This window comes from Variovorax sp. RTB1 (assembly GCF_035018765.1).
Taxonomy (GTDB): Bacteria; Pseudomonadota; Gammaproteobacteria; order Burkholderiales; family Burkholderiaceae_C; genus Variovorax.
Window position 1 is genome coordinate 1 of sequence record NZ_JASJXG010000015.1, and the last position, 21382, is coordinate 21382.

A 21382-nucleotide genomic window follows, 5' to 3' on the forward strand; every position below is an offset into this window, starting at 1 on the left:
GTGTAGGAGATAAAAGCACGGCTCAGCTCACTTGAGTGCGAAGAAGCTCAGCAATATCAGTGCGAAGCGAAGGTCGGGCGGTCGCCCAGTCGCGCGTAGGTCGCCTCGGCTTGCGGCCGGAAGATCGAAGCCAGCGCGCGCTCGACCATCACGGTGCGGCGGGCGATGCTCTGGCGCTGCGTGGCCAGTCGCTGGGCGACGGCATCGATGCGGCGACGGAAAGCATGGTCGAACACTTCGGCCGACAGCGCCGCTTCGAGCACGCGGGCAAAAGACAGGGCGACCTCGCGCAAGGCGGCGCAAGCGCGCTGCAGTGCGTCGGGTTCGCCGGCCATCAGGCCGGCATCGACCACGTCGAGCTGCTGCTCGACTTCGACCAGGAGGGATTCGGCGGAATTGCGGGTATCGGGCATGGTCAGTTCCTCACTCGGCTCAACATTTCCTGGGCATTCGAAAGCATCTTGTCTGCGATCGCGCCGGAATCGACCTTGAAGGTGCCATCGGCGATGGACGCCTTGACGGACGCCACCTTGGCTTCATCGATTCCAGTACCGGCCGAGGCGACGTTCAACGTGCGGGCCGCGCCCGACACCGTGACGGTCGCACCCGAACCGCTGGCAGCGCCTGCTGCTTCGGTTCCGCCGGTGCCGCTCGAGGCTCCGCCGCGCTCGGCCTTGGTGGCTGCGAGCGATGCGGCCGCAAGGGCGGGATCGTTCAACGCTTGGATCTTCATGATTCAACTCCAGTGCCCCCTTGTGGAAGCATCGTTCCTGTAATTTCGGCACCCCTTCAAGGAACTTGAGAACTTTTTTCAGGCTGAACTACATCGAAAGCCGTACCGTGCGCAAATCCTGCACGATTCCGGTGGTGATTCGGCCGTTTTCCATTCGCAGGCGCACCAACTGGCCGACAACGCCGGGCGTCATGGCCTGCGCATCCGAAGTCACCTCGAAACCCGGCCCCATGGCCACCACCCGCACCTGCGCGCCGGCGGCGAACACCTGGGCCGGCTTGACCATCGATTGACGCACCGGCTGCCCGGCCACCAACGAATGCGCTGCGGTCTGCCCAATCCACAAGGCCGGATCGGCCACCACAGGCGACGGCTCGGCGGCCCAGTCGGCTTCGGCCTCGACGGCGTTGGCGGCTGTCAGCAATGTGCCGGCGACCACGTTGTCGCGCAACACCCAGGCCGGGCCGAAGGCCTTGATGGTCACGGGCAGGAACACGTTCCAGCGACCGCCCCCATCGGTACAACGCAGGCCGAGCCGGGTGCGGCCCCACAGGCGCATGCCGACCGGGATGTAGGGCTCGACGTGGGTGCACGGTGCCAGCCGCAGCCGGCTGTCGAGTGCGCCCACGCTCACTTCCATGCGAAGCGGCGAGGCCGATGCCGCTTGCGATTTGGCGACCGCGTCGTCCAGCCACTGCTGCGTGGCGGCGACGAATTCCGGCGCGACCTCGGCGCCTTGCGACGGCGCCTGCTGGGCCTGGGCGGCAGCGCAGAACACCGCTACATACATAGAGGCGCACAGCGACGCGATGCTGGCGATGCGGCCCTTACCAGGACGGCGGCTGCGAAATCGAGGGGATGGCATGAGGCGCCTTTCCGGAATGTCCAAAGAGGAAGCTGCAGCAACAGTGCGGCGACTGAAATATAGGCAGACCCGCACCACACAAAGCACCGAACAGGCCGCGAATCCCCCCTTTACTCCGTGCTTCCCGGAGTGGCCGCGTTTTCATAATTTCCACACGGCCCGAAATGGCCACCCACTCCTATCCGAGGCTTTCCCGATGCTGGACAACTTGACGAACTCACTGGACTTCCATGCGAAGGCCCTGGTGCTGCGCGCCGATCGCCAGCGCGTGATCGCCAGCAACATCGCCAATGCCGACACGCCCGGCTATGCGGCACGTGACTTCGATTTTGCCGATGCACTGAAGAGTGCGACGGGTGGTGCAAGCAGCGGTTCGCCCCTGCGCATGGCGACCAGCGCCGACACGATCGACAGTGGCCGCAGCAACGCACGCCACATCCCGCTCACCGGCGGCAGCGGCGCCGGCATCGGTGACAGCGACAACGCGGCGGGCTACGTGGTGCAGACCCAGCCGACCGCCGACGGCAACAGCGTCGACCTCGACCGCGAGCGCGCCGCCTTTGCCGACAACGCAGTGCGCTACGAAGCCACGCTGCGCTTCATCAACGGCCAGAGCAAGACTTTGATGTCTGCCATCCAGGGGCAATAAACCATGTCGATGTTCTCGATCCTCGGCATTGCCGGCAGCGCGGTCAGCGCGCAGTCGCAGCGCCTCAACGTGGTGGCCAGCAACCTGGCCAACGTCGACGCCGTGGCCGGCCCCGATGGCCAGGCCTACAAGGCGCGCCAGGTCGTGTTCCAGACCGTGCCGTACGGCAGCGCCGCCGATGCCGGCGTGCGCGTCGACTCGATCTCCGAGAACCAGACGCCCGGCCGCAAGGTGCACGAACCCGCCAGCCCGGCTGCCGATGCCGAAGGCTATGTGACGCACTCCAACGTGAACCCGGTGGAAGAGATGGTCAACATGATTTCGGCCTCGCGCTCCTACCAGAACAACATCGAAATCATGAACACCGCGAAGAGCCTGATGCTGAAGACGCTTCAGCTCGGCCAGTAAGAAAAGGACTCCGTCAATGACCGCCACCAGCGCCACTTCCGCCATTGCCAGCTCGACGTCGAGCTACAACATCAGCTCGAGTGCCGACAAGGCCGCGAGCACCGGCACGAGCACCAGCTCCGCGGACATCCAGGACCGTTTCCTGAAGCTGCTGGTCGCCCAGCTCAGCAACCAGGATCCGATGAACCCGATGGACAACGCGCAGATGACCACGCAGATGGCGCAGATCAACACCGTCACCGGCATCGAGTCGCTCAACACCACGATGAAGGCGATGGCAGCGCAAATGTCGTCGCAGCAGATGCTGCAGTCCGGCGACATGGTCGGGCGCAGCGTGCTGACCGAAGGCAACCAGATCGCCATCGACGGCACCACGGCCGTCGGCGCGGTCGAGCTCGCCACCGGTGCGACCGACGTCAAGGTGCAAGTGATGACCGCCGGCGGCCAGATCGTCGACACCGTCTCGCTCGGCAAGCTCGACGCCGGCCAGCACGGCTTCAGCCTCGACGCGTCGAACTACCCGGCCGGTGCGGCGCTGCAGTTCAAGGTGGTTGCCACCAACGGCAGCGACGCGGTGCAGTCCACGGCACTGATGCGCGACAAGGTCGTGGCCGTCGGCAGCGACGCCGCCGGGCTCACCCTCACGCTGCTGTCTGCCGGCGTCACGCCATACGCCAAGGTCCATACGGTTCTCTGATTCGCCCTCTTCCTTCCAGGAGCACTCCATGAGTTTTGAACAAGCACTTTCCGGCCTCAACGCAGCCAGTCGCAGCCTCGACGTGATCGGCAACAACATCGCCAACGCCGGCACCACCGGCATGAAGTCCTCGCGCGCCGAGTTCGCCGAGATCTATGCCAGCTCGGCCGGCGCACTGGGCGGCACCAACCTCGGGCTCGGCGTCGAAGTGGGCGCGGTGGCGCAACAGTTCTCGCAAGGCACGCTGTCGATCACCGGCAACGACCTGGACGTCGCCATCAACGGCAAAGGTTTTTTCCAGGTGAAGTCGACCGACGGATCGACCGCCTACACGCGTGCCGGCAACTTCAAGCTCGACAAGACCGGCGCCATCGTCACCAACAGCGGCGCCACGGTGATGGGTTACCCGACCGACGCCAATGGCGTACGCCAGAGCTTCGACGCGCAACCACTCAAGCTGCCCACCGGCGCGCCGATTCCGGCCAAGCAAACGACCAAGATGGCCGCCGAGATCACGCTCAACGCAGCCGCGCCCATCGCCGCCACCGCAACGCCCCCAACACCGATCAAGACCTACGGCACTTCGCTCACCGCGTTCGACGCGCAGGGCCTGGAAGTGCCTGTCGGCATGTATTTCACCAAGATGGCCAACAACAGCTGGCAGGTGCACACCAGCGTGAACGGAAGCGATCCGAGCACCTCGACACCCTTCACCGTCAACTTCAACGCCGACGGCAGCCTGAATACCGCCACCTCACCCGTGCCCAGCCTGACGCTGGCCTCGCCCAACGACCCGGCGCAGACCTTCCCCATCACGCTCGACCTGAGCAAGATGACGCAGGTGAACTCGGCCTTTGCGGTGGCCGATCTTTCGCAGGACGGCTACACCTCGGGTGCGCTCACCGGCATCAAGATCGAAGACAGCGGCATCCTTACCGCCACCTACTCGAACGGCCAGACGCAGTCGGCCGGCCAGGTCGCACTGGTCAACTTCCGCAATGCGCAGGGCCTGTCGCCGACCGGCTCGGGCTACTGGGTGGAGACCTCTGCGTCGGGCCAGCCGGTGCACGGCGCGCCGGGCGAAGGCACTTTCGGCCAGTTGCGCTCGGGCGCGCTCGAAGAATCGAACGTCGACCTGACGGCCGAGCTGGTCAACATGATGACCACGCAACGCGCCTACCAGGCCAACGCGCAGACCATCAAGACGCAAGACCAGGTCATGTCGACCCTGGTGAACCTGCGCTGATCGATAAGTCCGCCAAGACCTTCAAGCACACGCACGGCACGCCATGGACCACCTGATCTATACCGCGATGAGCGGCGCCAACGCGGCCGCCCAACGCCAGGCCGTGCTCGCGAACAACCTCGCGAACGCCTCGACGCAGGGCTTTCGGGCCGAGCTGTCGACCTTTCGTGCGGTGCCGGTGCGCGGCGACGGCGCGACCACCCGTGTGTTCGCACTCGAAGCCACTTCGGGCCACGACAGTTCGCCCGGCGCCGTGCAGCGCACCGGGCGCAGCCTCGACGTGCAAGCGCAAGGCAACGCATGGTTCGCAGTGCAGGGGCTCGACGGCACCGAAGCCTACAGCCGCTCCGGCGCGCTGCAGGTGTCGTCGACCGGCACGCTGGTCAACAGCTCGGGCCTCGTCATCTTGTCGGACGGCGGCTCGCCGATCGACGTGCCGCCGGGTGGCGATATCAGCATCGGTAACGACGGCACCGTGACCTCGAAAACCGGTAGCCAGCCGGTGTCGACATTGGGCCGCCTGAAGCTCGCCACGCCGACGCAGGAAGACCCGTTGAAGCGCAGCGAAGACGGTTTGTTTCGCACCGCATCGCAAGAGCCGGTGCCGAGCGACAACACGGCGCGCCTGGAAACTGGCGCGCTCGAAGGTTCGAACGTGAACGCGATCGAAACCATGGTCGGCATGATCGCAGCCGCCCGCCAGTTCGACGCCCAGATGCGCTTGCTGACCACCGCCGAAGCGTCCGACAAATCGGCCGCCCAGTTGCTCGCCGTGGGCTGATGCCCACGCCTCGATAAGCCAAGACAAGTCAAGACCATTCAAAGAACACCATGATCAACTCGCTCTGGATCTCGAAGACCGGCATGGAAGCGCAGCAGACGCAACTCGACGTCATCTCGCACAACCTTGCCAACGTCTCGACCACCGGCTTCAAGCGTGCCAGCGCCGTGTTCGAAGACCTGATGTACCAGAACCTGCGGCAAGTCGGCGCCAACAGCACCGAGCAATCGCAGCTGCCGACCGGCCTGCAGCTCGGCCTGGGTGTGCGCACAGTCGCCACCAGTCGCTCGTTCACGCAGGGCAGCATGCAGCAGACCAACAACCAGCTCGACCTGGCCATCAAGGGCAACGGCTTCTTCCAGGTGACGCAGCCCGACGGCACCATCGGCTACACACGCGACGGTTCCTTCCAGGTCGACGCGCAAGGTCGCCTCGTGACGGCGGCGGGTCTGCCGGTGGCCAACGGCATCACAGTCCCTGCGGGTGCCACCAACGTCAGCATCGCGACCGACGGCGCCGTGTCGGCCACGCTCACCGGCCAGGCCGCGCCGCAGACCATCGGCACGCTGGCCATCGCCAACTTCGTGAATCCGGCCGGCCTCGAACCGCGTGGCGAAAACCTCTACGCCGAGACCGCCGCGTCGGGCCAGCCGCAAGGCGGCACCGCCGGCACCAACGGCCTGGGCACCGTGATGCAGGGATTCCTGGAAACCTCGAACGTGAACGTGGTGCAGGAACTGGTCTCGATGATCCAGACGCAGCGCGCTTATGAGATGAACTCGAAGGCGATCCAGACCAGCGACCAGATGCTGCAGAAGCTCGCGCAGCTCTGACCACCTCGAGCCAGTTCATGAAACGTCTCGCCTCTCTTGCCTTGGTGCTCTCGCTGTTGTCGGTGTCGGTATTCGTCACCGGCTGCACCACGCTCGCCAACACGCCGCAGGTCGACATGCCGAGCACGGCACCGCCCGCAGTGCCGGCGCCTGTCGCCGCACCGCGAAATGCCACCGGCAGCCTATTCCATACCAGCAACTATCGCCCGCTGTTCGAGGACCGCCGCGCACGCCTTGTCGGCGACACGGTGACCATCGCCATCGTCGAGAACGTGACCGCGAGCCAGAAGTCCACCTCGTCGATCGACAAGAAAGACGACATCAACGCCAGCATCAGCGCGATGCCTTTCTTCAAGAGCAACTCGTTCAGCCGCGCCAGCGCGACGGCCGACTCGACCTACAACTTCGCAGGCAAGGGCGGCACTGAAAGCGCCAACACCTTCCAGGGCTCGATCACCGCGACCGTGGTCGACTTGCTGCCCAACGGCCACCTCGTCGTTACGGGCGAAAAGCAGATCGGCGTGAACCAGAACGTCGACGTGTTGCGCTTCTCCGGCACCATCGATCCGCGCTCCATCCAGGCCGGCAGCGTGGTGAGCTCGGCCCAGGTGGCCAACGTGCGCATCGAATCGCGTGGCCGCGGTGCGCAGCAGGAAGCGCAAGTGATGCCTTGGCTCAACCGCTTCTTCATGAGCGTCCTTCCCTTTTAAGCAGCTGATGAAGAAGCTCTCCATTCGCCTTTCCGGTCTGCTCATGTTGAGCATGGCGCTGCTCGCGCCCGCCCACGCCATCCGCATCAAGGAAGTGGCCGCCGTGCAAGGCGTGCGCTCCAATCAATTGACGGGTTACGGCCTGGTCGTCGGCCTCGACGGCACGGGCGACCAGACCACGCAGATGCCCTACACCACGCAGAGCGTGGCCAACTACCTGCAGCAGCTGGGCGTGACCTTGCCGGCCGCGACCGCATCGCAGCTGCAACTGAAGAACGTGGCGGCCGTCATCGTGACGACGACGCTGCCGGCCTTTGCACAACCGGGCCAGACGCTGGACGTCAACGTCTCGTCGATGGGCAACTCCAAGTCGCTGAAGGGCGGCACCCTAATCGCCACGCCGCTGCGCGGTGCCGACGGCCAGATCTATGCGCTGGCCCAGGGCAACCTGATCATCGGTGGCGCAGGTGCCTCGGCGGCCGGCAGCAAGGTGCAGATCAACCATCTGAGCGCGGGTCGCGTGCCGAACGGCGCGCAAGTCGAGCGCTCGGTGCCGACCTCGCTGAACGACGGCGACAGCGTGAGTCTGGACCTGAATTCGTCCGACTTCGAAACTGCGCGCCGCGTCGCCGCCGTGATCAACCTGAAGCTCGGCAGCGGCCTGGCCCGCGCGCTCGATGGCCGCACGGTGCAGGTGCAGGCACCGGTCGATGCCAACGCCCGTGTCAGCTTCATCGCGCAACTCGAAGAGCTCACGCTGGAGATTCCGATTCCGGCGGCGCGCGTGGTCATCAATGCGCGCACCGGCTCGGTGGTGCTGAACCAGGCCGTCACGCTGGGCCCCTGCGCCGTGGCGCACGGCAACCTGTCGATCACGATCAGCTCGCAGCCCATCATCAGCCAGCCGCAGCCGTTCTCCAACGGCAAGACCGTGGTGGCCGAGCAGGCCAGCATCCAGATCAAGCAGGAACCGGGCATCCTCATTCAGGTGCCGAACTCGCCACTGCTGTCGGACGTGGTCCGTGCGCTCAATGCACTCGGTGCCACGCCGCAAGACCTGCTCGCCATACTGCAGGCCATCAAGGCCTCGGGCGCACTCAACGCAGAACTCGAAGTCATCTGAAGATGAAGCCCCCACGCTCATCGCTTCGCGTATCGCCGCCCCCCGAGGGGGAGCGTCATTGCCTTCGGGCGGCCGGGCGGCACTGACATGGCCGCGCCGTCATCCATTCCCACCCTGAGCAGTGGCGGACTCGCGGCCGACGCGCGTTCGCTCGACACGCTCAAGCTGGTCGCGGGCAGCAACGACCCCAAGGCCGTCAAGGAAGCCGCCAAGCAGTTCGAATCGCTCTTCATGCGTGAGCTCATCAAGAGCATGCGCGAGGCCACGATGAAGTCGGGCCTGATGGACAGCGACGGTGAAAAGCTGGGCACCGATTTGCTCGACCAGCAGTTCGCGGTGCAGCTCTCCGGCATGCCCGGCGGCCTGACCGAAGCCATCACGCGCCAGCTTACGCAGCAGATGACCGGCAATGCGCGCAGCGCCACGCCGACGGTGTCGCTCGGCGGCACCACGACGAATCCGAGCGCGACGCAAAGCGGCTTTGTGTCGCAGCACACCGAAGCGGCCGAGCGCGTGGCGCAGGCCACCGGCATTCCGTCGGCTTTCATGATCGGCCAGGCCGGCCATGAAACCGGCTGGGGCAAGAGCGAGATCCGCAATGCCGACGGCAGCAATGCTTTCAACCTGTTCGGCATCAAGGCCACGGGCAGCTGGACCGGCAAGGTCGCCGAGATCACGACGACCGAATACGTCGACGGCGAAGCCAAGAAGGTCACGGCCAAGTTCCGCGCCTACGGTTCGTACGAAGAGTCGTTCCGCGACTACGCCAAGCTCATCGGCGAGAGCCCGCGCTATGCGCAGGCCCGCGCGCAGACCGGCTCGGCCACCGCCTACGCCACTGAATTGCAGCGCGCCGGCTATGCCACCGATCCGGCCTACGCGGCCAAGCTGAGCCGCGCCATCAACACCAGCTTGCAACTGCAAAGGTCTCAAGCATGAGTCTGCTCAACGTCGGCGCGCGGGCCCTGCTCGCCAATCAGATTGCGCTGCAGACCACCGGCAACAACATTGCCAACGCCAACACGGTCGGCTATTCGCGCCAGACCGCGGTGATGTCACAGGTGCCGGGGCAATACACCGGCAGCGGCTATATCGGCAAGGGTGTCGAGGTCTCGACCATCGAGCGTGCCCACAGCGATTTTCTGACCACGCAGGCGGCGCAGGCCGCTTCCGTGTCGTCGATGGACAGCACGCGCGCCAACCAGCTTTCGTCACTCGAAGACATCTTCACCGGCGGCGCCAGCGGCCTCGGCGCGTCGGTGACCGACATGCTCAACTCGCTGTCGGACGTGGCGAGCACGCCGACCGACATCACCGCGCGCAACGTGGTGTTGACCCGCGCCGACGAGATGGCTGCGCGCTTTCGGGATGCGCAAAGCCGGCTCGACGATTTGCAGCAAGGCGTGAAATCGCAACTGGGCAATGCGGTGACGACCATCAACAGCCTGGCCACGCGGGTGGCCGCGCTCAACCAGCAGATCGCACGCTCGCAGGGCAGCGGCCAAGCCCCCAACGACCTGCTCGACCAGCGCGATCAGGCAATGCGCGATCTCAACCATCAGGTGCAAACCACCACCGTGGCGGCCGACGACGGCACCATGAGCGTCTTCATCGGCAGCCAGCCGCTGGTGCTCGGCAGTTCTGCCGCACCGCTGTCGCTCACGACCGGCGCCGACGGAACGCAAGCCCTGACGCTCACGCGCGCCAACGCCAGCTCGACGATCCAGGGCGAAACGCTGGGCGGTGGTGCGGTGGCCGGACTGCTGCGTTTCCAAAACACCGACCTCGCCGAAGCCCGTAACTTGTTGGGTCGCATGGCGACCACCATCACCAGCGCGGTCAATGCGCAGCACAAGCTCGGTGTCGATCTGGACGGCAATGCGGGCGGCAATTTCTTCCAGCCGATCGCGGTGCCCGACGCGGTGCCGGCGACAGCCAACACCGGCAACGCGACAGTCGGCGCCACGGTGACCGACCCATCGGCGCTGGCTGCATCGTCCTACCAGCTCAACTTCGGCGCGGGAGGCAGCCTGCAGGTGACGCGGCTGTCGGACGGCAAGATCAGCAACTTCACCGGACCGCTGCCGGTGCAGGTGGATGGCTTGACGATCGCCGTGGGTACCGGCACCGCCAACGCCGGCGACAGCTTCACCCTCAAGCCGTATGCCGCCGCTGCGGGCCAGGTCGCGACCGCGATCACCTCGCCGCGCGCACTTGCCGCGGCCAGTCCGATCGAGGCGCGCGCCGGCACCACCAACACCGGCAACGTGACCGTGTCGGCACTTGCGCCGGCCAAGGCCGATGCCAACATGACGGGCACCGTCACGCTGACTTTCAACGCGGCCGGCACCTTCGATGTAGCCGGCACCGGTACCGGCAACCCGACCGGCGTGGCCTACACGGCCGGCCAGCCGATCAGCTTCAACGGCTGGAACCTTACGTTGAAAGGCACACCGAAACCCGGCGACACCATCACCGTGCAGGCAGCGACACCGGGATACAGCAACCTGAATGCCGGCAACGCGACCGCCATGCTCGGGCTGCGCGACGCCACGGTGTTCGACGGCGCACCGCTGTCCGATGGCTACGCCTCGCTGATGGCGACGGTCGGCGTGCGTTCCCAGAGCGCGCAGTACGCCGCCGGTATCTCCAACTCCATCGCGACGAACCTGGAGACCAGCCGCACCAGCGTGGCGGGCGTCAACCTCGACGAAGAGGCCGCCAACCTGCTGAAGTACCAGCAGGCCTACCAGGCGTCGGCCAAGATGATCCAGATTGCGCAAAGCATCTTCGACACGTTGCTGCAAGGCATGCACTGAATTCAACGGAGTAACCCATGTCTGGCAACACCACCCGCCTCGGCAGCGCGAACACCTACGACAACGCGGTGCGCCAACTCACCGCACGGCAGTCGCAAATGTCGAATCTGCAAGAGCAACTCACGGCCGGCAAGAAGGTGCTGCGCCCGAGCGACGACCCGAGCGGCGCAGCCCAGGCCGAGCGCGCCATCACGCGCATGGCGCGCGTCACCACCGACCAGCGCGCCCTCGAAGTGCAACGCAACGCGGTCGCCACGGCCGAGTCGACACTGGGCGATGCGGTGACTGCGGTGCAGGACTTTCGCGCCCTCGCGGTGCAGGCCGGCAACACCTCGCTCACCGCCACCGACCGCGCCAGCATCGCGCAGCAGATGACCACGCTGCGCGACCAGATCCTCGGCTACGCCAATGAAAAGGACAGCAACGGGCAGCCGCTCTTCGGTGGGCTCGGCAGCACGGCCGCACCGTTCTCCGACACCAGCGGCGGCGTGACGTTCAACGGCATCGCAGGCCAGACCGCAGGCGGCGCGGTGTCGGTGCCCGCCACGCTCGATGGCGCCGCGACCTGGATGAACGTGCCCACCGGGAACGGCGTGTTCGCCATCACGCAGGCGAGCGGCACCAGCACCGTGTACACCGACGCAGGCAAGGTCACCGACCCGAGCGCGGTGACCGGCGCCAACTACAACATCGTGTTCAACGTGAGCGGCGGTGTGACGACTTACGACGTGCTCAACACCACCGCGGGAACGACGGTGCAGAGCGGGCAGCCTTACCTGGGAGGTCAGGCGATCGCTTTCGACGGCATTTCGTTGACGCCATCGGGCACGCCTGCCAACGGCGCGACTCTGCAAGTGAAGCCGAGCACCCACGCCAGTCTGTTCGGCGTGCTCGACGCGGCGATTGCCGGGATCCGTGACGCCACCAGCACGGGCGCAGTGGCGCAGAACGTGTCGCAGGCACTGGTGCAGATCGACTCGGGCCTGTCGCGCCTGCAGTCGTCACGCGGTACGGCCGGCGACCTGCTGAACCGGGTCGACGACATCTCGGGGCGACAAGCAGACCGCAGCATCCAGCTGGAGGCGGATCGATCGCGGGCGGAAGACATCGACATGGTGAAAGGGGTCTCGGATTTCCAGACGCAGCAGACCGCGTATTCCGCGGCGCTCGGTTCTTACGCGCAGATCCAGAAACAGTCGCTCTTCAACTTCATCAGCTAGCGCGATGAAACACACCCTCATGCCACGGGAGGCCTCATGGCGCAAACCGTACTAGGCAGCCTGACCCTCGGCTACCGACCCTTGTGGGGCCGGAGCCGCACACTGTCCGGCGTGCAGCTGTTCGTGCACGAAGACAGCGAAGGCGTCGACGGCCATCACCTGCTTCGCATGCTGGCAGAGCTGCGCACCGCCGAGTCGCCGGCGCTGCTGCTGTCTTTGCAGTCGCGCGAACTGCTGACCAGCCTGCTGCAACACGCCACGCCATCGGACCCGATGATCGAAGTGCCGGTGCGCTGGCTCGACGACGCACGGCTGCGTGCCAGCGTGCATTCCGCGCGCTCGCGCGGCGTGCGCATGGTGGCGCGTGGCGACGCGGCACAGAACCCACCCGAAGACGTGGCGCGCTGCTTCGAGCGGCGCATGACCGCGCTGTCGGCGGTCGATGCCGGCACCGCGTTGCATGCCGCCAAGCGCGCGCGCGAATCGGCTGCAGTCGGTCGTCTTGCGGCCCGCGCCGAAGGCAGCCCGGTGCTCCCCAACTCCATGGTCGAAGGCGTGGCGAGTCGCGCGCTGGCCGAACACGCACTCGATCAGCAAGGCGCCTGGGCCATCGCAGGCTGGCCGGTCGAAGATGCCGTGCACCGCTACGCAGGGCAGCCGCTGCCGCCGAGCCGTCGCGCCATCGTGCAGACCATGAACGCGCTCGACGACGAGCCGTCGCTCGAACGCATCGAACAATTGCTCGGCGAAGAACCGACGCTGGCCTACCGCCTCTTGCTGTATCTCAACTCTGCCGGTCTGGGCTTGCGCAGCGGCATCGCGTCGTTGCGGCACGGCTTCATGATGCTGGGCTTTCGTTCGCTGAGTGCGTGGCTGGCCGAGCAACTGCCGCACGCGACCGACGATGCGGGCCTGCGGCCAGTGAACGCGACGATGGTGCTGCGCGGCCACCTTATGGAGCACCTGATGGACGCCGGCATCGAGGACGATCTGCGGCGCGAGGTGTACCTGTGCGGCCTGTTCGCGCAGCTCGACCTCGTGCTCGACGAGCCTCTCAAGCTCAGCCTCAGTCGGATCCCGTTGTCGGAGCGAATCGTCTCGGCCATCGTGAGCCACAACGGCCCGTATGCACCGAGCCTGAAAGCCGCCCTCGCCCTCGAATCTGACGACCCTGCCCCGTTGCGTGCCGTGCGCGAAACCTATGGCCTGGCATCCGACGACGTGAACCGCGCACTGCTGCGAATGCTCGCGGGCAGCAGCCTGCAGCCGGCTGGACTGCTGACGACGCGCGCCGCCTGAACGATCTTTGTATTTTCCCTGTTTTTCTTTCCCCGGAGTCTCGATGTCTACTGATCATGCCCTCGCCCCTGATGTCGAAAGTGCTGCGCCGGTCGGCGTGGGCGCTGCGCTGTCGCGCCAGGCCATCGTCGACGAGCGGCGCGCCGTGTTCGGCTACGCGCTGTTCGAACAACCGCGCGACCGCGCGAACGATTCCACCGTGGTGGTCGATGCGCTTTCCGACTCGGGCACCAACGCGGTGGCGGGCGAAAAGCTCGTCTTTATCCATTGCGCTTTCGAAAATCTCGGCGGCCTCCAGCTCGACTTGCTCGACCCCGACAAGGTCGTGCTCGAGGTGTCGACTCGAGAAGGCAGCACCGAAGAAGAGATCGAGTTCGGTCGTCTGGCGCTGACGAAAATTCGCGAGAGCGGATTCCGTTTGGCGTTCGGCCCGGCCGTCCTCGAACCCGCCTACGCATCGTGGCGGCCGATGGCTGCATTCTTGAAGCTCAACCTGGCCGGCATGCCGAACGACCAGGCCGAGCGCTTCATCAAGCTTGCAAAGACTTCGAGCCGCGCCGATGTGGTGGCCGAGCAGGTCGATACGGTCGAGCAGTACGAACTGATGAAGCGTTTTGGCGTCAAGCTGTTCCAGGGCCGCTGGTTCGCGCAGCCTTCTGCCATCACCGACAAGGCGGTGCAAACCTCGCAAGCCACGATCATCCAGTTGATCAACCTGGTGCGGCGCGAAGCCGACCTCGGCGACATCGAAGAGCTGATCAAGAAAGACCCGACGCTGTCTTTCAAGCTGCTGCGCATGATCAACTCGTGCGGCTTCGGGCTGAGCGTGGAGATCACCTCGTTCCGCCACGCGGTGATGATCCTCGGGCTCAACAAACTGATCCGCTGGGCCACGTTGCTGATGACGGTGTCGCGCCCCGGCGGCGCCGCGCCGGCAGCAGGCACCACAGCAGTGGTGCGTGGCCGGCTGATGGAGCTGCTCGCTGCCGAACTGATGCCGCAGGAAGACTGCGACAACGCCTTCATCGTCGGCGTGTTCTCGCTGCTCGACACGCTGGTCGGCATGCCGATGGCGCAAGCGCTCGGTTCGGTCACGTTGCCGGAGCCTGTGCTCGACGCGCTGCTGCGCAACGAAGGGCAGCTGGCACCGTTCCTTGCGCTCACCAAGGCATGCGAGAGCGGTGACGACGTCGCCTTTTCCAAGGCGGCAAACGAGTTGCAGTTGACCAACCACCAGATCAACTGGGCGCATCTCCAGGCGCTCATGTGGGCGGACGCCCTTGAGCGCTGAAGCGGCGCGGTCACGCCGGGCCGGTGTCGCGCACGGGATGTCCCCGGCTTGACCTCGCGGCGATGACGCTCAACCATCGACCTTCCCTATCGAAGGCTCACTGAAGGAACAAAGATGGCAGAGGCATACATCGTGGCTGCGGTGCGCACAGCAGGCGGCAAGCGCGGCGGCAAACTCGCGGGCTGGCATCCGGCCGACCTGACGGCCGAAGTGATCAATGCATTGCTCGAGCGCAGCGGCATCGATCCGGCGGCGGTCGAAGACGTGATCCTCGGGTGTGTCAGCCAGGTCGGCGAACAGGCGAGCAATATCGCGCGCAACGCGGTACTGGCGTCGAAGCTGCCTGAATCCGTGCCCGGCACCTCGGTCGACCGCCAGTGCGGCTCGTCGCAGCAGGCATTGCACTTCGCGGCGCAGGCGGTGATGTCGGGCAGCATGGACGCGGTGATCGCTGGCGGTGTAGAGAGCATGACGCGCGTGCCGATGTTCACGCCCAACGCGTTGCCGGCCAAGGCCGGACTCGGTACCTACATGAGCCCCGGCATGCAGCGGCGCTACCCCGGCGTCGAGTTCAGCCAGTTCACCGGCGCAGAGATGATCGCCAAGAACTACGGGCTCGACAAAGACGCGCTCGATCGCTACGCATTCGAGAGCCACAAGCGCGCCATCTCGGCCAGCCGTGAAGGCCTGTTCGGCGACGAGATCGTGCCTATCGAGATTCGCCTTGCAGATGGATCGGGCAGCGGGCAGATGCACACGGTCGACGAAGGCATCCGCTTCGAGGCGACGCTCGAAGGCATTGCCGGCGTCAAGCTGATCGCAGAAGGCGGCCGCTGCACCGCCGCGACCGCGAGCCAGATCTGCGATGGCGCAAGCGGCGTGCTGGTCGTCAACGAGCGCGGCCTGAAGGCGCTCGGCGTGAAGCCGCTCGCGCGCATTCATCACATGAGCGTGATGGGGCACGACCCGGTGATCATGTTGGAAGCACCGTTGCCGGCGACGCAGCGCGCACTGGCCAAGGCCGGCATGTCGATCGACGACATCGACCTGTACGAAGTGAACGAGGCCTTCGCACCGGTGCCGCTGGCCTGGCTGCAAACGCTCGGCGCCGACCCGGCGCGGCTCAACGTCAACGGCGGCGCCATCGCGCTCGGTCATCCGCTCGGCGCGTCGGGCACCAAGCTGATGACCACGCTGATCCATGCGCTGGCTCAGCGCGGCAAGCGCTATGGCCTGCAGACGATGTGCGAAGGCGGTGGCATGGCCAACGTCACCATCATCGAAAGACTCTGATGTCGCATGTCCTGTATGAATTGGAAAACGGCGTCGCGACGCTGACGCTCAACATCCCGACCAGGTTGAACCCGATCGCGATGGACCTGCAGGTCGAACTGCGCGACACGCTGGCGCGCGTGGCCGACGACCGCAGCGTGCGCGCGGTGGTGCTCACCGGTGCCGGCAAGGCGTTTTGCGTGGGTGCAGATCTGAGCGCGATTCTTGGCGGTGCTGACGGCGGAGATGGCAAGGCGAAAGACTCGCTCGGCACGCAGACCGCCGAGTGGATGCAGTCGCTCAGCAATCCGTTGATCGAGGCGATGCGTGCGCTGCCGGTGCCGATCGTCGCAGCGGTCAACGGTGCGGCGGCGGGCGCCGGCGTGGGCCTGGCACTTGCGGCCGACATCACCATCGCGGCACGCAGCGCGTACTTCTATCTGCCGTTCTTGCCCAAGCTCGGCATCGTGCCGGACCTCGGCTGCACCTGGTTCGTGCCACGCCGCATCGGGGCGGCACGTGCCATGGGCATGGCATTGCTCGACGAGCGCGTGAGCGCCGACCAGGCGGAGCGATGGGGTTTGATCTGGGCCGCCTGTGAAGACGATTTGCTGTTGCTCGAAGCACAGAAGATCGCGGAGCGCCTGGCGCGCCTGCCGGCGCACGCGGTGCTCGAAGCCCGCAAGGCGTTCGAAGCCTCGGCGCAGCACACGCTCAGCGAGCAATTGCATTTCGAGAGCGAGCGGCAACGCGAACTGATCGACAAGCCGAGCTTCAGCGAAGGCGTGACGGCGTTCCTGCAGAAACGGGCACCGGTTTTTCCGGGGCGTTGAACGCGGATTTGGCCTCTCGGGGCCGCTGCAGGACAATGCACCATGACTGTCCTCAATGCTTTCTACGCGCAGTCCGGTGGCGTCACTTCGGTCATCAACGCATCGGCCTGCGGCGTGATCGAAACAGCGCGACGCCACCCGGACCGAATAGGCCGCGTCTATGCCGGGCGCAACGGCATCCTCGGCGCACTGACCGAAGACCTGATCGACACCAGCGCAGAGCCGGCCGACGCCATCGCCGCGTTGCGCACCACGCCGGCGGGCGCCTTCGGATCGTGCCGCTACAAGCTCAAGTCGCTCGAGAAAAACCGCCGCGAATACGAGCGGCTGATCGAGGTGTTCAAGGCGCATGACATCGGTTATTTCTTCTACAACGGCGGCGGCGATTCGGCCGACACCTGCTTCAAGGTGAGCCAGTTGTCGCAGTCGCTCGGCTATCCCCTGCAGGCGATCCATGTGCCGAAGACCATCGACAACGACCTGCCGTTGACCGACTGCTGTCCGGGCTTCGGCTCCGTCGCCAAGTACGTCGCGATCTCCACCCTTGAAGCGTCACTCGACGTGCGCTCCATGGCCGCGACATCGACCAAGGTCTTCGTGCTCGAAGTGATGGGACGGCACGCCGGATGGATTGCCGCGGCGGGCGGGCTGGTGACCGACCACGGCATCCCGGTCGTGATCCTGTTCCCCGAGATCGAGTTCGACCAGGCGGCGTTCCTGGAGCGCGTCGATGCGCTGGTGAAGCAGCATGGCTACTGCACCGTGGTCGTGTCCGAAGGCTGTCATCGCGCCGACGGCAGCTTCCTGGCGGAACAGGGCACGCGCGATGCATTCGGTCATGCGCAGCTCGGCGGCGCGGCGCCGGTCGTTGCCAACATGGTCAAGGAAGCGCTCGGCCACAAGTTCCATTGGGCGGTGGCCGACTACCTGCAACGCTCGGCGCGACACATTGCTTCGGCGACCGATGTGAGACAGGCATACGAACTCGGCCAACGCGCCATCGAACTCGCCATCGAAGGTCGCAATGCAGTGATGCCGACGATCGAGCGCACCAGCGATTTGCCCTACACATATCGCATCGGCAGTGCACCGCTCGCAGCGGTGGCCAACACCGAGAAGTTCATGCCGCGCGACTTCATCACGGCCGATGGCTTCGGCATCACCGAAGCTTGCCGACGGTATCTGATGCCGTTGATTCAGGGCGAAGACTATCCGGCGTACCGCGATGGCTTGCCGGTGTACGTGACGCTGAGCAATGTGGCGGTGCCGAAAAAGCTACCCACCTTCGAGGTGGCTTGATCATGGCGATATCGGCGGCTGGTCGGCCATGAACGATGGCGAGATCATCGGCGTGATCGACGCCACTCACTGTCCGATCTGCGGCGAAGCGAATCGCTGTGCCGTCGAGTTGGCGCGCGAAACCGGCACACTGCAAAGCGAGTGCTGGTGCATGCAGGCCGACTTCAGCGCGGCATTGCTTTCCAAGGTGCCCGAAGCGGCGCGCGGCGCTTCATGTATCTGTGCCCGCTGCGCAGCTGCCACGCCCCGCTGACAAGCAGACCCATGCTCGCGCGGCCTCAACGCCGCGAGAAAAACCCGTGGTCGTATGCGTAGCCCTGTGCCTGCTGCACAGGCTGGCGCATCTGCAGCGGTGTCGATCGCGTCGGCGGCTGCTGCAAAGCTTGCGAACCTTGCAGCGACGTCGTCGAACCCACCGTCGGCGGCACGGGGACGGGATCGCTCATCGCTTCCGGCGCGGGAGAAGGTGCGCCGATGCGATGGCGCTGGTCGGTGATGACCTGGTGGATGAACTGCAGCTTGCCCACCGCCGCGCGTGGCAGCACGAACGGGTAGTAGTCGGGTTGGCCCATGCTGCGCGACAACTCGTTGAGCACGTTGGTCAGGCGCACCCAGCCGTTCAGGAAGTCGAGAAACTTCATCGCGTCCGGATGGTCGGGCTGCCACAGGTCGGCGGGCTCGAATAAATCGCTGGCAAGTTCCGCGCGTGTCGCGTCGACTCCGAAGCTCATGGCGGTGTCGGCCGTATCGGCCATGTGCAGGTAATGCGCCCAGGTCTCGGCCCAGTCTTCCCACGCATGCGAGCTGGCGTAGCTGGTCACGTAGCGATTGCGCCAGTCGGGCACCGGCCCTTGCTCGTAGTGCGTTTTCAGGGAGGTAGCGTAGTCGACGCGTTCATCGCCGAAGAGCGCACGAAACTGTTCGAGCCAGTTCGTCGGGTAGACGAGCAAGTCCCAGTAGTAGTGGCCGATCTCGTGACGAAAGTGCCCGAGCAGCGTGCGATACGGCTCGCGCATTTCGGCACGGATGCGCTCCCGCACCGCGTCTTCTGCTTCTTCGGCATTCAGCGTGATCACGCCGTCTTCGTGGCCCGTCAGCACGTGCGGGCCGCCGGGCATGTTGCTCAAGAAGTCGAAGGCCAGCCCATGCACCGGGTCGGCGTGCCGGCTCACGACGGGCAGTCCGAGCGCGAGCAATTGCGAGACGAGGCGGCGCTTCGATTGCTCCAACTTGCGCCACAGCACGCCGTTGGTTTCGACGGAGAGATCGGGAATCGTCCGCGTCACACTGCACGACAGACAGTAGCCGGGAGCGAGGCCGATCGTGTTGAAGCTGGCGTCGTCACCCTCACGCGGTGAAGGCACCATCCAGTTGCAACTGGATGCGGTCATCAGGTTGGTACAGCGCCGGTAGGCCTTGCCGTTCGTATCGCCGAACACGGTGTAGGTGTCGGCCTCGGCGCCCTGGAACGTCGCGGGTGCGAGCGGCACGACTCCCAGGCTCTCGACGACATAACCAAGCGGCGTGTGGCAGGCCAGGCATTCGCTGTTGCCGAGAAAAATCGGGCGGCCGCATTGACACTGGTAGGCGCGGCTCAGTGTCGGCGCCTTGAGGTCGGCGGCGAGCGAGTGGTCCGACTGCTCTGGCGCGGTGCCGACGGATTGCGATTGGAAGGTCTGTTCCATGGCGTCATTGTGAAGTCACCGGGCGCGAGAGCACACGCGCTCAAACGCCGATATCCTTGTAGGACGGCCGAACCCCCGCGGCCATCCGCGCGCCAATGACCGACCCCAAGATTCCACAGATCCCCGACCGCCCGCCCGCCGACTCGCCACCGATTTCTGCGGCGCCTTCGATCCACAGCTTGCGCGACCGGTACGGCGATCGCTACCGTTGGTATCTGCTGCTGTCGGTGATGGTGGGCACGATGGCGTCGATCATGTCGTCGACCATCGTCAACGTGGCCATTCCGGGCATGAGCCATTACTTTTCGCTCGGGCAGGAGCGAGCGCAGTGGGTGAGTTCCGGCTTCATGGTCGCGATGACGGTATCGATGCTGACCACGCCGTGGCTGCTCGGTCGCTATGGCTATCGCGCGACCTACGTCGGCACGATGGTGCTGCTTTTGCTGGGCGGGCTGGCCGGCGGTTTGTCGAACAACTTCTCTCTGGTGCTGGTCGCGCGGGTGGTCGAAGGATTGGCCGCCGGCGTGGTGCAGCCGATCCCCGCCATCATCATCCTGCGCGCCTTCGAGCCACACGAACAGGGGCGCGCGAGCGGCCTCTTCGGCATGGGCGTGGTGCTGGCGCCGGCGATCGGTCCGAGCATCGGCGGCGTGCTGGTCGACCTGTTCGGCTGGCGCTCGATCTTCTTCATGGTGGTGCCGTTCTGCATCGCGTCGATCGCGCTGGCGTACCGATTCGTGCCGACCACCGCACCGGGCGGCGTGGTCGCTGCGCGCGCTGGCAACCTCGACTGGCGTGGGCTCGGCCTGGGCACGATCGGCACGCTGTGCCTGCTGAACGGGCTGGTCGCGCTGCGCGGTGATTCGCCGTTGCACGCGACGCTGCTGCTGGCCGGCGCCGGTCTTGCGTTTGTAGCGTTCCTCTGGTGGCAAAGGCGGATGTCGGCCTCGGGTCGCGAGCCGCTGATGAACCTGGCGCTATTCAAGTACCGACAGTTCGCGATGGGCAGCGTGGTGGCCTTCATCTACGGCACGGCGCTGTTCGGCTCGACCTACCTGCTGCCGGTGTATATGCAGCTCGGACTGCAGCTGTCGGCCTCCCATGTGGGCACGATCATGCTGCCGGCCGGCATCGTGCTGGCCATCACCATCGCGCTGGTCGGGCGCCTGGCCGATCGCCAGCCGACGTGGATGCTGGTGAGCATCGGGCTGGCGTTGCTGGCGCTTTCGTTCGCGCTGATGATTGTGCTCAGGCTCGACAGCGGCATCTGGCTGCTGGTGATCTTCGCGACCATCGGGCGCATCGGCCTCGGCTTCATCCTGCCGTCCCTCAACATCGGATCGATGCGGCCGCTGGCCAAGCCGCTGATTCCGCAGGGCGCGAGCGCCATCAGCTTTTTGCGGATGCTGGGCGGCGCGACCGGCGTGAGCCTGTGCGCCATCGTGCTCGAGTGGCGTCTGGCGGTGCATGGCGACTCGCTCATCAACCCGACCACCAGCGTGGCGCGGATAGCGGCTTTCGACGAGGCCTTTGCCATGTTGGCAGGGCTGTGCGCACTGGCCATCCTGGCGGCGCTGCAGTTGCGCCAGAAGAAGCCGCTGCCGACAACGGTTTAATGC

General features: G+C 65.6%; 22 protein-coding genes. 18 read left to right on the forward strand and 4 right to left on the reverse strand.

What is annotated here, in order from left to right; translation table 11 throughout:
- Positions 1 to 56 precede the first annotated feature (56 nt).
- The 3 genes from QN397_RS11685 to flgA all read right to left on the reverse strand — a co-directional run bounded on the left by QN397_RS11685 (position 57) and on the right by flgA (position 1598).
- Positions 57 to 413 (reverse strand): hypothetical protein, encoded by a 357-nt coding sequence (locus tag QN397_RS11685; protein WP_323497793.1) that lies wholly within the window; start codon positions 411 to 413, stop codon positions 57 to 59.
- A 2-nt stretch (positions 414 to 415) separates the two neighbouring features.
- Positions 416 to 733, reverse strand: coding sequence for a flagellar biosynthesis anti-sigma factor FlgM (flgM, locus tag QN397_RS11690; RefSeq protein ID WP_323497794.1), 318 nt, complete (start codon positions 731 to 733; stop codon positions 416 to 418).
- Positions 734 to 821: 88 nt separating this feature from the next.
- On the reverse strand, positions 822 to 1598 hold the full coding sequence (gene flgA / locus QN397_RS11695; RefSeq protein ID WP_323497795.1) for a flagellar basal body P-ring formation chaperone FlgA: 777 nt from the start codon (positions 1596 to 1598) through the stop codon (positions 822 to 824).
- A 196-nt stretch (positions 1599 to 1794) separates the two neighbouring features.
- On the opposite strand from flgA, the gene flgB reads away from it, so the two are divergent.
- The 17 genes from flgB (at position 1795) to QN397_RS11780 (ending at position 18331) form a co-directional block, all read left to right on the forward strand.
- Positions 1795 to 2247, forward strand: coding sequence for a flagellar basal body rod protein FlgB (gene flgB, locus QN397_RS11700; protein ID WP_323497796.1), 453 nt, complete (start codon positions 1795 to 1797; stop codon positions 2245 to 2247).
- A gap of 3 nt (positions 2248 to 2250) precedes the next feature.
- Positions 2251 to 2655 carry a flagellar basal body rod protein FlgC gene (flgC, locus tag QN397_RS11705; RefSeq protein ID WP_323497797.1) on the forward strand — a complete coding sequence of 135 codons (405 nt, stop codon included), beginning with the start codon at positions 2251 to 2253 and terminating at the stop codon, positions 2653 to 2655.
- 16 nt (positions 2656 to 2671) lie between these two features.
- Complete coding sequence (locus tag QN397_RS11710) at positions 2672 to 3352, forward strand: flagellar hook assembly protein FlgD (RefSeq protein ID WP_323497798.1); 681 nt, start codon at positions 2672 to 2674, stop codon at positions 3350 to 3352.
- Positions 3353 to 3380: 28 nt separating this feature from the next.
- The gene (gene flgE / locus QN397_RS11715; protein ID WP_323497799.1) at positions 3381 to 4598 is read left to right on the forward strand and encodes a flagellar hook protein FlgE; all 1218 of its coding nucleotides are present in this window, start codon (positions 3381 to 3383) and stop codon (positions 4596 to 4598) included.
- A gap of 43 nt (positions 4599 to 4641) precedes the next feature.
- Positions 4642 to 5379 carry a flagellar basal-body rod protein FlgF gene (gene flgF / locus QN397_RS11720; protein WP_323497800.1) on the forward strand — a complete coding sequence of 246 codons (738 nt, stop codon included), beginning with the start codon at positions 4642 to 4644 and terminating at the stop codon, positions 5377 to 5379.
- 50 nt (positions 5380 to 5429) lie between these two features.
- Positions 5430 to 6212 (forward strand): flagellar basal-body rod protein FlgG, encoded by a 783-nt coding sequence (gene flgG, locus QN397_RS11725; protein ID WP_323497801.1) that lies wholly within the window; start codon positions 5430 to 5432, stop codon positions 6210 to 6212.
- Between the two features lie 17 nt (positions 6213 to 6229).
- Positions 6230 to 6922 carry a flagellar basal body L-ring protein FlgH gene (locus tag QN397_RS11730; RefSeq protein ID WP_323497802.1) on the forward strand — a complete coding sequence of 231 codons (693 nt, stop codon included), beginning with the start codon at positions 6230 to 6232 and terminating at the stop codon, positions 6920 to 6922.
- Between the two features lie 7 nt (positions 6923 to 6929).
- On the forward strand, positions 6930 to 8045 hold the full coding sequence (locus QN397_RS11735; RefSeq protein ID WP_323497803.1) for a flagellar basal body P-ring protein FlgI: 1116 nt from the start codon (positions 6930 to 6932) through the stop codon (positions 8043 to 8045).
- A gap of 87 nt (positions 8046 to 8132) precedes the next feature.
- Entirely contained in the window at positions 8133 to 8984 is an 852-nt protein-coding gene (gene flgJ, locus QN397_RS11740) for a flagellar assembly peptidoglycan hydrolase FlgJ (RefSeq protein WP_323497804.1), read from the forward strand.
- Positions 8981 to 10864 (forward strand): flagellar hook-associated protein FlgK, encoded by a 1884-nt coding sequence (gene flgK / locus QN397_RS11745; protein WP_323497805.1) that lies wholly within the window; start codon positions 8981 to 8983, stop codon positions 10862 to 10864. The genes flgJ and flgK overlap by 4 nt, the downstream gene beginning before the upstream one ends.
- Positions 10865 to 10881: 17 nt before the next feature.
- Entirely contained in the window at positions 10882 to 12084 is a 1203-nt protein-coding gene (flgL, locus tag QN397_RS11750; protein ID WP_323497806.1) for a flagellar hook-associated protein FlgL, read from the forward strand.
- A 36-nt stretch (positions 12085 to 12120) separates the two neighbouring features.
- Complete coding sequence (locus QN397_RS11755) at positions 12121 to 13383, forward strand: HDOD domain-containing protein (protein ID WP_323497807.1); 1263 nt, start codon at positions 12121 to 12123, stop codon at positions 13381 to 13383.
- Positions 13384 to 13426: 43 nt separating this feature from the next.
- Complete coding sequence (locus QN397_RS11760; RefSeq protein WP_323497808.1) at positions 13427 to 14674, forward strand: EAL and HDOD domain-containing protein; 1248 nt, start codon at positions 13427 to 13429, stop codon at positions 14672 to 14674.
- A 114-nt stretch (positions 14675 to 14788) separates the two neighbouring features.
- Entirely contained in the window at positions 14789 to 15967 is a 1179-nt protein-coding gene (locus tag QN397_RS11765) for an acetyl-CoA C-acetyltransferase (RefSeq protein WP_323497809.1), read from the forward strand.
- A complete protein-coding gene (locus QN397_RS11770) occupies positions 15967 to 16779 on the forward strand; it encodes an enoyl-CoA hydratase-related protein (protein WP_323497810.1) in 813 nt (270 codons plus the stop codon). The genes QN397_RS11765 and QN397_RS11770 overlap by 1 nt, the downstream gene beginning before the upstream one ends.
- 42 nt (positions 16780 to 16821) lie before the next feature.
- A complete protein-coding gene (locus tag QN397_RS11775; RefSeq protein WP_323500953.1) occupies positions 16822 to 18078 on the forward strand; it encodes a 6-phosphofructokinase in 1257 nt (418 codons plus the stop codon).
- A 28-nt stretch (positions 18079 to 18106) separates the two neighbouring features.
- Positions 18107 to 18331 (forward strand): cysteine-rich CWC family protein, encoded by a 225-nt coding sequence (locus QN397_RS11780; protein WP_323497812.1) that lies wholly within the window; start codon positions 18107 to 18109, stop codon positions 18329 to 18331.
- A 25-nt stretch (positions 18332 to 18356) separates the two neighbouring features.
- Here the strand turns inward: QN397_RS11780 and QN397_RS11785 are convergent, their stop codons facing one another.
- The gene (locus tag QN397_RS11785) at positions 18357 to 19763 is read right to left on the reverse strand and encodes a zinc-binding metallopeptidase family protein (RefSeq protein WP_323497813.1); all 1407 of its coding nucleotides are present in this window, start codon (positions 19761 to 19763) and stop codon (positions 18357 to 18359) included.
- 95 nt (positions 19764 to 19858) lie between these two features.
- On the opposite strand from QN397_RS11785, the gene QN397_RS11790 reads away from it, so the two are divergent.
- The gene (locus QN397_RS11790; RefSeq protein WP_323497814.1) at positions 19859 to 21379 is read left to right on the forward strand and encodes a DHA2 family efflux MFS transporter permease subunit; all 1521 of its coding nucleotides are present in this window, start codon (positions 19859 to 19861) and stop codon (positions 21377 to 21379) included.
- Positions 21380 to 21382 lie beyond the last annotated feature (3 nt).

Excerpts from the sequence above, each read along its gene's own strand:
- QN397_RS11685 (WP_323497793.1), bottom strand. The coding sequence starts at position 413 with ATGCCCGATACCCGCAATTCCGCCGAATCCCTCCTGGTCGAAGTCGAG.
- flgM (WP_323497794.1), bottom strand. The coding sequence starts at position 733 with ATGAAGATCCAAGCGTTGAACGATCCCGCCCTTGCGGCCGCATCGCTC.
- flgA (WP_323497795.1), bottom strand. The coding sequence starts at position 1,598 with ATGCCATCCCCTCGATTTCGCAGCCGCCGTCCTGGTAAGGGCCGCATC.
- flgB (WP_323497796.1), top strand. The coding sequence starts at position 1,795 with ATGCTGGACAACTTGACGAACTCACTGGACTTCCATGCGAAGGCCCTG.
- flgC (WP_323497797.1), top strand. The coding sequence starts at position 2,251 with ATGTCGATGTTCTCGATCCTCGGCATTGCCGGCAGCGCGGTCAGCGCG.
- QN397_RS11710 (WP_323497798.1), top strand. The coding sequence starts at position 2,672 with ATGACCGCCACCAGCGCCACTTCCGCCATTGCCAGCTCGACGTCGAGC.
- flgE (WP_323497799.1), top strand. The coding sequence starts at position 3,381 with ATGAGTTTTGAACAAGCACTTTCCGGCCTCAACGCAGCCAGTCGCAGC.
- flgF (WP_323497800.1), top strand. The coding sequence starts at position 4,642 with ATGGACCACCTGATCTATACCGCGATGAGCGGCGCCAACGCGGCCGCC.
- flgG (WP_323497801.1), top strand. The coding sequence starts at position 5,430 with ATGATCAACTCGCTCTGGATCTCGAAGACCGGCATGGAAGCGCAGCAG.
- QN397_RS11730 (WP_323497802.1), top strand. The coding sequence starts at position 6,230 with ATGAAACGTCTCGCCTCTCTTGCCTTGGTGCTCTCGCTGTTGTCGGTG.
- QN397_RS11735 (WP_323497803.1), top strand. The coding sequence starts at position 6,930 with ATGAAGAAGCTCTCCATTCGCCTTTCCGGTCTGCTCATGTTGAGCATG.
- flgJ (WP_323497804.1), top strand. The coding sequence starts at position 8,133 with ATGGCCGCGCCGTCATCCATTCCCACCCTGAGCAGTGGCGGACTCGCG.
- flgK (WP_323497805.1), top strand. The coding sequence starts at position 8,981 with ATGAGTCTGCTCAACGTCGGCGCGCGGGCCCTGCTCGCCAATCAGATT.
- flgL (WP_323497806.1), top strand. The coding sequence starts at position 10,882 with ATGTCTGGCAACACCACCCGCCTCGGCAGCGCGAACACCTACGACAAC.
- QN397_RS11755 (WP_323497807.1), top strand. The coding sequence starts at position 12,121 with ATGGCGCAAACCGTACTAGGCAGCCTGACCCTCGGCTACCGACCCTTG.
- QN397_RS11760 (WP_323497808.1), top strand. The coding sequence starts at position 13,427 with ATGTCTACTGATCATGCCCTCGCCCCTGATGTCGAAAGTGCTGCGCCG.
- QN397_RS11765 (WP_323497809.1), top strand. The coding sequence starts at position 14,789 with ATGGCAGAGGCATACATCGTGGCTGCGGTGCGCACAGCAGGCGGCAAG.
- QN397_RS11770 (WP_323497810.1), top strand. The coding sequence starts at position 15,967 with ATGTCGCATGTCCTGTATGAATTGGAAAACGGCGTCGCGACGCTGACG.
- QN397_RS11775 (WP_323500953.1), top strand. The coding sequence starts at position 16,822 with ATGACTGTCCTCAATGCTTTCTACGCGCAGTCCGGTGGCGTCACTTCG.
- QN397_RS11780 (WP_323497812.1), top strand. The coding sequence starts at position 18,107 with ATGAACGATGGCGAGATCATCGGCGTGATCGACGCCACTCACTGTCCG.
- QN397_RS11785 (WP_323497813.1), bottom strand. The coding sequence starts at position 19,763 with ATGGAACAGACCTTCCAATCGCAATCCGTCGGCACCGCGCCAGAGCAG.
- QN397_RS11790 (WP_323497814.1), top strand. The coding sequence starts at position 19,859 with ATGACCGACCCCAAGATTCCACAGATCCCCGACCGCCCGCCCGCCGAC.